The organism is Colwellia maritima (genome assembly GCF_022669015.1).
In the GTDB taxonomy this organism is placed as follows: domain Bacteria; phylum Pseudomonadota; class Gammaproteobacteria; order Enterobacterales; family Alteromonadaceae; genus Colwellia; species Colwellia maritima.
Genome location: NZ_JAKKSL010000005.1, coordinates 1 through 13,087, shown reverse-complemented (window position 1 = coordinate 13,087; position 13,087 = coordinate 1). Strand labels below are relative to the sequence as shown.

The following is a 13,087-nucleotide window of genomic DNA, read 5'->3' as shown; positions in this document are numbered from 1 at the left end:
ATGGCGAACATATTAAACAAAATTGTTGCTGATAAGCGTATTGAAATTGATGCACTCAAAAAAGCTAATCCTTTGGAAAACTTTATTGATGGTCTGACTGCAACTAAAAAAGATATGTACGCGGCATTGCGACGTACAGAACAAAAGCCACAAGCAGGTTTTATTTTAGAATGCAAAAAAGCGTCTCCTTCAAAAGGATTAATTCGTCCAGAATTTGATGTGAAAGCGATTTGCCAAGTTTACGACAAATACGCCGCAGCAATTTCAGTATTAACCGATGAAAAATATTTTCAAGGCAATTTTGAGTACTTAAAATTAGTTACCGAAACCGTCAAATGTCCGGTGATTAATAAAGATTTTTTTGTTGATACTTACCAAGTCCATTTAGCAAGATATTATGGCGCAGATGCCATTTTACTGATGCTAAGTGTTTTAACTGATGAAGAATATATTGAATTGGCTACGGTAGCTGATCACTATAACTTGGCCATTTTAACCGAGATTTCAACCAGTGATGAAAGAGATCGCGCTATTAAGTTAAATGCAAAAATGATTGGTATTAACAACCGTAATTTACGCGATTTAAGTACGGATATTGCGCGTACCTTTGATTTTGCACCAACCCTACCTGATGATACAATCATTATATCTGAATCAGGTATTTACAATAATGCTCAGGTACGTGAATTAGCACCCGCTGTGGATGGGTTTTTGGTGGGTAGTTCATTAATGGCAATGGATAATAATGCTTATAACGATATTGATTTAGCCTGTCGTAAACTGATTTATGGCAATAATAAAGTATGTGGTTTAACCTCACCTGAGTATGCCCAAGCGGCAGCACAAGGCGGCGCACGATTTGGCGGTTTAATTTTCGCCGAAAAGTCTCCGCGTTGTGTAACTAAAGAACAAGCTCAAACAATAATCAACACCCAACCACAACTAGAATACGTGGGGGTTTTTGTAAATCATGCACAGGCAGACATTATTGACTTGGTACAAAGCCTACAACTTACCGCTGTGCAACTTCATGGTGATGAAGATGAAGCCTATATTGATTCGCTTAAAAAACAGTTGCGAGAAAATAACAGTGAACAATGTCAAGTTTGGAAGGCATACTCTTTATTCGATACCGTACCACAATTAAGCAGTAACGTGGCTCATCATATCCTTGATGGTAAATCGCCTGGATCAGGACAAGCTTTTGATTGGCGACTGTTAACCGATAGCAAACAAGACTTATCAAATAGTCTTTTAGCGGGCGGTCTTAACATTGAAAATATCAACTTTGCACTAGCACAATTAACCGATTTAGATTTATTTGGCTTAGATCTCAACTCAGGTGTTGAAACAAGTCCAGGTATAAAATCCGACGAAAAACTTAACGAAGTTTTTTCGCAAATAAGGAATTATTAGCACATGACAAATTTAGTAGATGACACAAAAGAAAACACATTAAAAGAACCATTACCGGCTTATTTTGGCGAATTTGGCGGCATGTTTGTTGGAGAATTACTCGTTCCGGCTTTAGAACAGTTAGAACAAGCGTTTATTGAATCACAAACTGATGAGGCATTTCTAACCGAGTTTCATAATTTATTAACAAAGTATCTTGGTCGCCCTACACCACTCACCTGTTGCCGTAACATTGTTAAAAATCCTTTAGCCAAAATTTACTTAAAACGTGAAGATTTATTACATGGCGGAGCACATAAAACCAACCAAGTATTAGGTCAAGCTTTACTGGCTAAACGCATGGGCAAAACAGAAATAATTGCTGAAACAGGTGCAGGACAACATGGTGTTGCGACCGCAATTGCGTGTTCTTTATTAGGACTAAAATGTAAAGTATACATGGGCGCGGTTGATTGTCAGCGCCGGCAGCCTAACGTATTTCGTATGGAGTTGATGGGTGCTGAAGTAATTCCCGTAACAGCAGGCTCAGGCACGCTAAAAGATGCAGTGAATGAAGCCTTACGTGACTGGTCAGCTAATTATGAAAATGCCCATTATTTGTTAGGTACTGCAGCGGGTCCTCATCCTTTCCCTACCATTGTTAGAGAATTTCAAAAAATGATTGGAGAAGAGGCAAAAGCACAGTTTTTTGAAGAGGAAGGTCGCTTGCCAGATTATGTTATTGCAGCGGTTGGTGGTGGCTCAAATGCTATTGGTATGTTTAATGATTTTATTCAACATGAAGAAGTAAAGCTAATTGGTGTTGAAGCAGGTGGTAAAGGTATAGACACAGATCAACACGGTGCAACCTTAGTCGCAGGGAGTAAAGGTATGTTACATGGTAACTACACTTACATTATGCAAGATAAATACGGCCAAATTGAAGAGTCTTATTCTATATCAGCAGGGTTAGACTACCCTGCTGTGGGGCCTCAACATGCTTTTTTAAAAGAGACTGGTCGTGCACAATATGTTGCCATTAACGACGATGAAGCATTAGACGCCTTTCAAACCTTAGCTAAAAGTGAAGGTATCATACCTGCCCTTGAGTCTTCTCACGCTTTAGCGCATGCGCTTAAAATGGCTGAAGCAGCAACAACTGAAACCATTTATTTAGTTAACTTATCTGGACGTGGTGATAAAGATCTTGCTCATGTACATGCGGTATTACACCCTAATGAACAAAGCAATGATACTTCAGCGGTTAAGCACAGAGGAGAAGCATAATGACGCAAGCACAAAACAACCAACAAGCGGGTTACCGTTATCAACAAGCTTTTACTGACTTAGCGTCTAACAACGAAAAAGCCTTTATTCCTTTTGTGATGATTGGCGATCCAAACGCTGAGCAGTCGTTTAATGTGATTAAATCACTAATTGACTCTGGCGCTGATGCACTTGAACTTGGTATTCCATTTTCAGATCCAAGTGCTGATGGTATAACCATTCAAATGGCTGCCTTGCGTGCATTAAAATCAGGTATTAATACGGATGTTTGCATTGATGTACTCGCTAAAGTACGCGAATATGCACCGAACATCCCTATCGGCTTGTTACTTTATGGCAACCTAGTTTTTGCACGAGGTATTGATACTTTTTATCATGACATGGCACACGTTGGAGTTGATTCGGTTTTGATAGCTGATTTACCGATACGTGAAAGCCTACCTTTTAGAGAAGCCGCTTTAAAGCATGGTGTTGCGCCTATTTTTATTGCACCACCTAATGCCAGTGATAAAACCCTGCGAGAGGTATCTGCTTACAGTCAAGGTTATACTTATGTACTAAGCCGCGCGGGAGTTACAGGTGTAGATAAAATAGAAAATGCAGCTGACAGCGCCAAAGAAAACTCACCTGCGCAAGGGTTGATTAGTACATTAAATGCGTATAATGCAGCACCGCCAGTGTTAGGATTTGGTATTTCAACCCCTCAGCAAGTAAAAGAAGCTTTGGCTGCAGGAGCAAGTGGCGCCATTAGTGGTTCAGCCGTGGTAAAAATTATTGAAGACAACCTTAATGACCACACTAAAATGCTGAGCGTGTTATCAACTTTTGTGAAAAACATGAAAGCGGCAACACTTGATTAACTTGACTATAATTTAAGCTCTTTTGATTAAACCTATTTCAGGTTAAAAAAATAGCTCTTCAATCTTAAACGCTAGTTATTATGCCTTACTAGCGTTTAATCAATGAACTTGATTAGGATGGTACATTTTAACTTGATTACGACCTGAACTTTTTGAAAGATACAACGCTTTATCTGCAGTAATTAATAGTTCACTTTGGCTAGTAACATTGTTTTCATTATAACAACTAACACCAAAACTAGCGGTTAGTTTAAGGTTAACATCAACGGAATTTTCGTAATGATATAAACATTGGTTGATCTTATCTTTTAATTGCAATGCTAATTTAAATGCTTGTTCGCCACTGGTATTTGGCAATAGTATAACAAACTCTTCACCTCCATAGCGCGCCAGTATATCTCCGGTTCTATTTACTTCTTCAGCTAAGAGATTAGCAATATATTTTAAACAGCCATCACCAAGATCATGACCGTACAAATCATTAATAGATTTGAAATTATCTAAATCGATCATAATCATTGATAAGGCATTGTTATTACGGCTTGCTCTTTTGTATTCGATCGTAAATTGCTCGTCAAAATAGCGCCTATTCTTTAACCCAGTTAACGCATCATGCTTACTTTGAATAGCTAATAGTTCGTTAGTTTTCAGTATCTCTTGTCTTTGCTGCTGCAGTTTTGTTCTCAACTTTGAGCTAAAATTTGCAATAACACTTATCCAAACCGTAGATAAACTAAATACCATAAATTCTATCACTTCATATTGAAAACTAAAGTCTTCTGGGTATTTCAAGTAAAAAGAAACATCAGCGAGTGCTAAACCTATAATTGATGTTACTGGTAATAAATATAAGGCAAGTTTTGAGGTATGAAAAACACTATATAATAAGCAAACAAAACTAAAAAAGACGATGATCCCTTTTATTTGTGGCATCAATATCATGGCGAGACTGACCCAAAAAATAGCATTAAACAGTTGTAATGTCGTTAAATTTGGATCATTAAATTTTAGATTTTTGTTTGTTTTAAAGAGATAAAACAACACGATTTGCACGATAAAGCTGATTGAAATGCAACCAAGCACGTAAGATAAATCAAGACTAGATTTATAAAAAATAGTACTTAATATAACCACTACCCAACCCACAAAAAAGATAACAAAGCCAATCGCGGCTCGGTTAATTCGCTTTTGTTGTCGTCGTTCTTGACGCTGAAGTCGCAGTGCTTCATCTGACAGAGTTGAGTGGTTTGTTATAGCCATTTTACCTTATTGTCTAATTCCGTTTGACGACATAATTTTCAACTACTTTATATTTCTTTAATTATTTTCTTTAATTATTTTCTTTAATAAGTTGTTATGTACAAAGCTAGTATAGCATGTAATGTAAACTATATAATTATAGAAGAAAAATAGTAAACTACTAACTTAAATTATGATTAAGGACAATTATGCTACAATCTCAATGTACTTCGTGTAAACACATAGTCAAAGCACACGTTCAACACTGTCCTATGTGTAATGGCAGTATGAAGGTATTACAGCAAGAAAAACCCAAAAATTGCCCACGTTGTTCAATTCCCTTGCAGCAACAACATTATCGAAACTTTGAATTAGACCAGTGTAACCAATGCCATGGCGTGTGGTTGCAACCCGATGAGTTTTCGGTATTAACCTCTGAATTTGATGTTTACCGTGATGATAAAAGTAATCCTCAGTATTTACGTCCCGGTTTACCAAAAGCTGAAAATTATTTACCTTGCGCAAATTGCCAGAAAATGATGTCGCGCCGAAATTTTAAATCTATCTCTGGGGTTTTAATTGATACCTGCCTTCATTGTGGTGTTTGGTTAGATGAAGGCGAATTACAGAGTATTCGTAACTTTGTTGCCAGTGGTGGCTTAGATAAAGCCCAAGACAATAAATTAGTGAAACACGAACTGGAATTACAAGCCTTGGATGACCGTATTTCTGATGTAGAGTTAATGGAAAAAATGTTGAATAAATACAGCTTAAAACGAATATTCTTCCGAGGTTTTTAATCAGAATATCCGTATTTAAGCGCTGTATGTCTCGTCATATTCAGCCTTGTCCACACTTGTCATAAAAGGAAGTTTATGACAAGTGTTAACGATAGAAAATCGATTCAACTCGTTGTTTAAGATGTAAAGCATTTTTCTTTGAGTTAAAACTTCCACCTAAATCAATCGCTTTGCCTATTGTGGTAATTAGCCTTAAACTAAATTTTTCGGTTTTTGCTTGCCATTAGTATGTGTAGTTGACGAGCTAAAGGGTTCAAGACTCTTTACGTCTTTATGGGTTAATATCAGCTGACTTAATGACCAGGAGAAAAAATAAAACTCTAGCTCTAAGTTATTAGGGCTCACTTTAATTTTACAATTTCGACCATAGCCCCATATACCCAAACCTAAGAAGATACAGCTAACGCTCGCAAAAACAAGACCAAAAAAGGAATCGCCAATGGTATAAATTAAAACACCAACAATGAAAAATAATGCGCCAATCCCTGCAAAAGGTAAACTATCTTTAGATTTGGGAGTATGAAGCTTTATTTCATCCTCTTCCTGACTAACATCCATATGTAAACGATCATTTAACGCCCTTTCTTCATGCCGAGTTAACGGTTGTTGCGCCAGTTCTTCTACTTCTGTTGTGCTCTGTTCCGTAACAAATACTGGCACTTCATAATTACGGTCAAAGTCTATGTCTGCTAACTCACCTTTAACGGTTATTGTCCACTTATGATAGCTATTACTCGGGGCACTTGATTCAGGTTTTCCGGTACAGTAAAATCAAAATCAATTTTTCCACCACTTACGCCGGGTTTGGCTAATAGCTTTTGCTTGTCTGTATAAATAATGCTTTGGTGTGATTTTCTTTCACTGCCATGACGAGTGTGCCAATATTTAGTACAGTTTAGCGTTGCACTATATTTACCTATACCCGAATTTTTGCCTGGCACGATTAAACATCCTTTAACTTTACCACCAATCATACCAGGATAGGTGCTAAGGGTTAACGGAACTTTATCAAAATAACGCCATTCATTTTGTATACGCTTAGCCCGTAGAATTAACCATAGTGGTGCTATTAGAAATAGTATTGAAAAGACAGTCGCAACGGGATGTTGTCCAAATAAGGCAATAGAAAACATCCCAAAAAATATACTAGCGAATATGGCAAAAAACCAAGCATATTTTACACTTTCTTGCGCATCGGAATAAATGACAGGTGATGCCCATTGAATACGTGAGGTCCAAGGTTTATCGGGGTCAATATTATCAGGAATCCGTTCTTTCTTTTTGCGGCTATAACTCATTACACCTAAACCAGCCATCATAAACACACAGCTAAAGAGTGTCATAATAATAAGAAAACGAAGCCCTAGGGTACGATCATAGATAGAATCTTGATTATCGCTTGGGTTAACCCAAATTGTTATGCCATTGTTTACTCTATTCTCATGCTGTATTTTCGCTAGTAAATCATAGGCCTGACTGCTGTCACTACTTGCCTCATCATTCATTATTTTAACGCGCTGACCAGTGTAACTATGACCTCTAACTTGATATTGATACCGCATAAGCACGTTGTACATTGTGGTGAAACCACCGTCATCATTACGGCTTTGGTAACTATCTACTTTTGCACTGATAAGGCTGGGCTTTGGTTGCATGCCAAAACTGCATTTTACTCACATCAATAATTGGTGATAACACCATAAAATATAAAATGGCTAGCCCTGCTAGGAAAAATATACCTCCGAATAAATAACCGCCTTTTTTCATAAACATCCTTATTTTATGTTTACTTGTACAATCTCGTTTAAGAAATTTAGCAGTTTTATTATTATTTTCCAATAAAAAAAGAATAGAATCATGACGCTAAGGAGTTTCTATTGAATTTAACGGCAATAATTTAGAATTAGTGTTTGGTATTGAGTAGACTGTGAAATAAACCTTCGCAGTCACTATCGATATTTATACTGAAAAAAAACGAAAAAGTTTTAAATTGTATCTACACTTAATTCAATATACTTTTATTATGTTTAAATAAACAATATAGTGCTAAATAATAAAAACAAATTATATTTAATGGAGAGTGTAAATGTCAGGCAATAAAAAATTCCGTTTGGTAACTCGTAGTGATTTCGATGGTTTAGTATGTGCGATTTTACTAAAACATATTGATTTAGTTGATGATATTCTTTTTGTTCACCCAAAAGATATGCAAGATGGTTCTATTGAAGTCGGCTCAAATGATATTTCAACCAATTTACCTTACGTTGATGGCGTTAACATTGCCTTTGATCACCACCATAGTGAAACCTTACGCAATGAAAAACGCGACAATCATATTATTGACCCTGATGCTCCATCAGCTGCTCGTGTTGTATATGACTACTACGGTGGTCTAGAAACCTATCCCTCAAGGCTGACAAGCATGATGGAAGCTGTAGACAAGGGTGATTCTGCCCAGTTCAATATGGAAGAAGTCTTACATGCAAAACGCCGGAACTACTAAACTTCATCATGGATTCTCGAACTGGTTTAGGGCGATTCAGAGATTTTCGTATCTCAAACTATGAACTGATGATGAATTTAATCGATTTTGGTAAAGATCACAGTATTGACCAAATACTAGAACTGCCTGATGTCAAAGAGCGCACCGATCTTTATTTTGAGCATGAAGAGAAGTTCAAAGAACAAATAAAACGTTGTGCAACTGTTCATGGTAACTTAGTCGTTTTAGATTTGAGAGAAGAAGAGATTATTTATTCAGGTAACCGTTTTGTTATTTATGCTTTATTTCCACAATGTAATATTTCAATTCATGTTATGTGGGGGCTTAAAAAACAAAATACGGTTTTTGCTACAGGTAAATCAATTTTTGATCGTAGTTCAAAAACAAATGTTGGCGAATTAATGTTGAAATATAACGGTGGTGGGCATAATGCAGCGGGTACTTGTCAAGTGCCGCATGATCAAAATGAGGCATGCCTTGCTGAGTTGATTTCAGCTATTAACGCTGATGGTTGATGGTTGATGGTTGAGACAATACTGACCAGTTGCAAAACAAATTAAGTAACCGCCAGATTTAAGCTACTTTTCTACTTTAATTATAGTAAATAATATAAAGTGTTTATTAACAATTACCAATTAAGAGCTTCAAAATATGACCTTAAAAAACGATTACAATGCAGAAGAAAACATTATAATTCCTCAAGAAGCCTTTGATTGGTATGACGAATACGCTCATGGCATGATTGATAGACGAACCTTTATGAAACGTCTTGCCAGTTTAGCTGTCGTTGGCATGAGTACGAATATACTCGCCTCAGCTTTATTGCCTAACTATGCTCTAGCTGATCAAGTTTCATTTAATGATGAGAGTATAACTGCAACCTATGAAACGTTTGATTCTCCTAAAGGGCTTGGTAGTGTAAAAGGATATTTTGTTAAACCTGCTAATTTAACTGGCACCGCGCCTGCTGTATTGGTGGTACACGAAAATAGGGGTTAAACCCATACGTAAAAGATGTAGCACGTAGAGTTGCCAAAGCCGGTTTTATTGCCTTCGCCCCAGATATTTTACATACCCTTGGAGGTTATCCCGGTAATGATGATGAAGGTAGAAAAATGCAAAGTACCTTAAACCGAGAAAAAATAGAACAAGACTTTATTGCCTCAGCTAAGTTTCTCAAAAATCACTCATTATCAAATGGAAAACTCGGTGGTGTTGGTTTTTGCTTTGGTGGTTATATCATTAATATGCTTGCTGCAAGAATACCTGAGATTATGGATGCCGGTGTTCCTTTTTATGGGACACCTGCGGCAAAAGAGCTAAGAAAAAATATTAATTCTCCTTTATTAATTCAATTAGGCGAATTAGACAAACGGGTTAATGCCACATGGCCTGAGTATGAACAAGACTTAAAAGCTAATAACGTTAATTATGTAATGCACATGTATAAAAATGTAAATCACGGCTTTCATAATGATTCAACCAGTCGCTATGATCAAAAAAATGCCGATCTTGCGTGGGAACGTACAATCGCTTTTTTTAATAAACACTTAAGATCATAAAAGTTTCATTCTAAAGCCGTATAATAGTTGAAAGTGATGTAACTCCCAAAAAGGAAACTAAAACTAAGGGAATACTATTGACTAATTTTTTCATCATGATTCTCCTGTAGGTGCATCATGGATTCTCGACCTGGTTTAGGGCGATTCAGAGATTTTGTATCCCAAACTATGGACTGATGATGAATTTAATCGATTGACTTAATATTCGCTTTTCTGCAAGATGTGAATTCATAGATTTAATGGAACTCTTTATCGGAGCAATGGAATGTTATATAAAATAAGTTGGTTACTCGCCTTAGCTACATTAACCACCCACGCCAATACTATTTATAAATGCCAAGATGGTGATAATGTTATTTTTTCACAAATCCCCTGTGAAACCGACAATGTAGAAAATATTCAAGTAGATTATTCTAAAACGCAAAACAATGTGACGTTTAAATCAAACAAGGTTGCGTCAACTAACAATAATACCGATCCAATGTTATATACCTTAGCTAAGAAAAAAGAGCGCTCAATAGCTAAAATAGAACGATTAACACAACGGTATAATGAAGAGATTGATAAAGTTAGAACAAAGGGGTTAGATGCCGGCGTCAATAGAGTTGGTTCCAGTTATTTAGTTTTACTTACTGAACAAATTCAAACAGTGAAAGCTAAGTATCAAAAAGATATACAGGAAGAAAAAAACACGCTGAAAGAAATTGAGCAAAAAATGAGTGAAGCACATTAACTTACCTCTCCCCTATCAACACGCACTAAGCCTACTTGAGTTAAGTGCTAAAATGAAAGGCAATATTATGTTATTGTTGACATATAGTGCTAGTGTCAAAATACCCCTTACATCGCCTTTTTCTCAACTCTAAGGGGGAGTTCCCCCTTTAATTCACGATTTACTTTTGCATCATTTGTTGTCGATGTTTTACTTGGAACTTAGCAAACTCCTCTGAAGTTACTTTTTGGTCACCATTAGCATCTATCTCTTCAAAAGATGAAGAATTGGCAATATTTCGCATAGGATAACCTTGCTTAACACGCTCTGATATTCTTTCGGCTCTAGCCTCATAGAGTTCTTCTGCTAAAATGACACCATCACCATTTATGTCAAATTCAGAAAAACTGGGCATATTGCTCTTTCTTCCCATACCGACACCTTTGCCATTACCCTGTCTCATGTTAGAAACTTGGCCTGAAATACTACGTCGATTTTGCATTTGAGCCTGTTGACCTACAATGAGCTCTTGCTCTGTTAACTGCCCATCTTGATTCACATCAAAGCTCATAAATGAAGGGGCGGTACCGGCACCTTTCATGGGACGACCTTGAGCTGCTTTACTTGCCATACGTTCACTTCTTACTTGAGTAAACTCTTGTTCACTGATCGATCCATTTCCGTCCAAATCATAGTTAGCAAAAGGAACTGGACCACTCACGGGTAATTCAGCTGAAATAGTTGAAAATGATGCAACTCCCAAAAAGGAAAATAAAACTAAGGGAATACTATTGACTAATTTTTTCATCATGACTCTCCTGTAGGTTATAAAAATTCGTTTAAAAAATCTTTCTGTATTACAACTATGATATGCCTCTCGCATTAAACAAAATTGATTTGGATCAATTATTGCTGCATCGCATCACAAGTCTCGGTGGGAATTTGTTTTTGTGCTAAATTGCAACGTTTGCAGCTTAGTTCACTGTTCGCGTCGCGGTGGCGACGACACCCAAAAAAAAAGGAGACTGCCTCCGCTCTTACCTTCCCTTTGGACTCCCTCGGAGCCCCAACTCAGCAGTACATTCAATAACAAACGAGCGTAGCCCACGAACCCTGCCGATTTATCATCCATGAACAACGGCAGCCCTCGGACATCCATGTCTCGGGTCGAGGCCTACCCTTGCTCGTTTGTCATTTCATTGTTGAGATGGGTATTTAAGCACTTGGCACAGCAAGTCGATAAAACAAACACCTAGTGTTTTGAACAGCCAAAAAGACAAGACCAATATTATTATCCCCCTCACCTATCAAAACGCGCCAAGTCTGCTTGAATCAAGTGCCGTAATGAAAGGCAATATTCACGTATTGCCATCAGGATGATGGCAAAGGCAAAGCAGCACATGGATGTGCGTTCTTTGCCGTTACGTCGAAGATATTGCCTTGAATGTAGGATCACACTTGATTAGCAGCGCCGAGGGAGTCAGAGGGAGGTCGGCGTCAGCCTCCCTTTGGGTGCCGTCGCCACCGCGACAATTAAAGTAAACATATGCTATAGTTGTTATTAAACAATAATACGCCCTATTAACCATGTTATACAAATACTTACCCCCAAGTAGAGTTGACGTTATAAATGACTTAAAGATTCGGTTTTCACCATTAAAATCATTAAATGACCCTTATGAATCGTTACCTCTACTTTCAATAAAAGAAGAAAATATAATAAAAGAAGAATCCTTTACCGAATTAAATTCATTTTGGGCATCAGTCGCAGATGAAGAAAAAAATCAAGAAAATATAGAGATCTATGACAAAACAACAAATGACTTAATTGAGCATTTTGAAACTATATTTAATAAATTAAATTTAGCAGAAAGTTTGATGGAGTATTTTGGGGATAATTATGGGGTACTTTCACTATCCCGTACATATCGCAGCCTGTTAATGTGGAGCCACTATACAGATTCAGGTAAAGGATATGTTATAGGTTTTAATAAATCACACCACTTTTTTCATGCATTAACACTAGAAGGTAAAATTACACAACCAGAAGCAGTTTTATACTCAGATACTAGACAAATAATAAGTTCTGACAAAAGTAATCTATTAAAACAAGTTTTATGTCAGAAATCTTTAGATTGGGCATATGAGCAAGAGGAAAGAGTTTTCAGGGCTAGCATGGATAGTAAAAGCTCCATTGGAAAAGATGAATTTAACCTAGATATAATTCTCCATGATATTCCCAAAGGTTCAATAAGTGAAATCATTATTGGTTATCAAGCTAATGAAAGAACACAAAAGAAAATATTAGATGCTATTCATAAGCATAAGATTAAATGCGATATATATAAAGCAAGCCTTTCGATTCATGAATACCGAATAGAATTAACAAAAATATCAAACAAAAAACCCGCTAGATAGCGGGTTTTCATTAAGAAAAGCAGTTTGCAATCAAAAACTAATTGATTACCAACCTGTTTTCTCTTTAAGTGCAGAGCCAATTTCAGCTAAAGAACGAACAGTTTTAACACCGATACTTCTAATGCTGCAAATTTCTCATCAGCAGTACCTTTACCACCGACGATAATTGCGCCAAAGATGACCCATACGCTTACCAAATAGGTGCAGTAACACCGGCAATGTAAGAAACTACAGGTTTAGTTACATTAGCTTTAATGTATTCAGCTGCTTCTTCTTCAGCAGTACCACCAATTTCACCAATCATTACAATT

10 protein-coding genes and 3 pseudogenes are annotated in these 13,087 nt (G+C 36.9%); 8 read left to right on the top strand and 5 right to left on the bottom strand.

Annotation, left to right across the window (positions count from 1 at the left end):
• From trpCF to trpA, 3 genes are read left to right on the top strand one after another with little or no spacing between them, the layout of a single operon-like run.
• Entirely contained in the window at positions 1 to 1,416 is a 1,416-nt protein-coding gene (trpCF, locus tag L3081_RS20635) for a bifunctional indole-3-glycerol-phosphate synthase TrpC/phosphoribosylanthranilate isomerase TrpF (RefSeq protein ID WP_242288235.1), read from the top strand.
• A 3-nt stretch (positions 1,417 to 1,419) separates the two neighbouring features.
• Positions 1,420 to 2,682, top strand: a complete 1,263-nt coding sequence (gene trpB / locus L3081_RS20630) for a tryptophan synthase subunit beta (protein ID WP_242288234.1) — start codon at positions 1,420 to 1,422, stop codon at positions 2,680 to 2,682.
• The gene (gene trpA / locus L3081_RS20625) at positions 2,682 to 3,542 is read left to right on the top strand and encodes a tryptophan synthase subunit alpha (protein ID WP_242288233.1); all 861 of its coding nucleotides are present in this window, start codon (positions 2,682 to 2,684) and stop codon (positions 3,540 to 3,542) included. The genes trpB and trpA overlap by 1 nt, the downstream gene beginning before the upstream one ends.
• 99 nt (positions 3,543 to 3,641) lie before the next feature.
• On the opposite strand, the gene L3081_RS20620 is transcribed toward trpA, so the two are convergent.
• Positions 3,642 to 4,802, bottom strand: coding sequence for a GGDEF domain-containing protein (locus tag L3081_RS20620; protein WP_242288232.1), 1,161 nt, complete (start codon positions 4,800 to 4,802; stop codon positions 3,642 to 3,644).
• A gap of 188 nt (positions 4,803 to 4,990) precedes the next feature.
• Here L3081_RS20620 and L3081_RS20615 point away from each other — a divergent pair, with 188 nt between their 5' ends.
• Positions 4,991 to 5,581, top strand: a complete 591-nt coding sequence (locus tag L3081_RS20615; protein WP_242288231.1) for a zf-TFIIB domain-containing protein — start codon at positions 4,991 to 4,993, stop codon at positions 5,579 to 5,581.
• A gap of 192 nt (positions 5,582 to 5,773) precedes the next feature.
• Here L3081_RS20615 and L3081_RS20610 read toward each other — a convergent pair whose 3' ends face one another.
• Together L3081_RS20610 and L3081_RS20605 are read right to left on the bottom strand one after the other, a co-directional pair.
• Positions 5,774 to 6,241, bottom strand: coding sequence for a hypothetical protein (locus L3081_RS20610; protein WP_242288230.1), 468 nt, complete (start codon positions 6,239 to 6,241; stop codon positions 5,774 to 5,776).
• A 47-nt stretch (positions 6,242 to 6,288) separates the two neighbouring features.
• Positions 6,289 to 7,236 carry a DUF3592 domain-containing protein gene (locus tag L3081_RS20605; protein ID WP_242288229.1) on the bottom strand — a complete coding sequence of 316 codons (948 nt, stop codon included), beginning with the start codon at positions 7,234 to 7,236 and terminating at the stop codon, positions 6,289 to 6,291.
• A 431-nt stretch (positions 7,237 to 7,667) separates the two neighbouring features.
• Between L3081_RS20605 and L3081_RS20600 the strand changes: the two are divergent.
• From L3081_RS20600 to L3081_RS20590, 3 genes and pseudogenes are all read left to right on the top strand, one after another.
• Positions 7,668 to 8,599 (top strand): annotated as a pseudogene (locus L3081_RS20600) (exopolyphosphatase).
• 136 nt (positions 8,600 to 8,735) lie between these two features.
• Positions 8,736 to 9,646, top strand: a pseudogene (locus L3081_RS20595) (dienelactone hydrolase family protein).
• A gap of 265 nt (positions 9,647 to 9,911) precedes the next feature.
• The gene (locus L3081_RS20590; RefSeq protein ID WP_242288228.1) at positions 9,912 to 10,379 is read left to right on the top strand and encodes a DUF4124 domain-containing protein; all 468 of its coding nucleotides are present in this window, start codon (positions 9,912 to 9,914) and stop codon (positions 10,377 to 10,379) included.
• Between the two features lie 160 nt (positions 10,380 to 10,539).
• Here the strand turns inward: L3081_RS20590 and L3081_RS20585 are convergent, their stop codons facing one another.
• The gene (locus L3081_RS20585) at positions 10,540 to 11,169 is read right to left on the bottom strand and encodes an EF-hand domain-containing protein (RefSeq protein ID WP_242288227.1); all 630 of its coding nucleotides are present in this window, start codon (positions 11,167 to 11,169) and stop codon (positions 10,540 to 10,542) included.
• A gap of 776 nt (positions 11,170 to 11,945) precedes the next feature.
• On the opposite strand from L3081_RS20585, the gene L3081_RS20580 reads away from it, so the two are divergent.
• Positions 11,946 to 12,776 (top strand): DUF2971 domain-containing protein, encoded by an 831-nt coding sequence (locus tag L3081_RS20580; protein WP_242288226.1) that lies wholly within the window; start codon positions 11,946 to 11,948, stop codon positions 12,774 to 12,776.
• A 45-nt stretch (positions 12,777 to 12,821) separates the two neighbouring features.
• Here the strand turns inward: L3081_RS20580 and L3081_RS20575 are convergent.
• Positions 12,822 to 13,087, bottom strand: a pseudogene (locus tag L3081_RS20575) (succinate--CoA ligase subunit alpha); the annotation flags it as partial.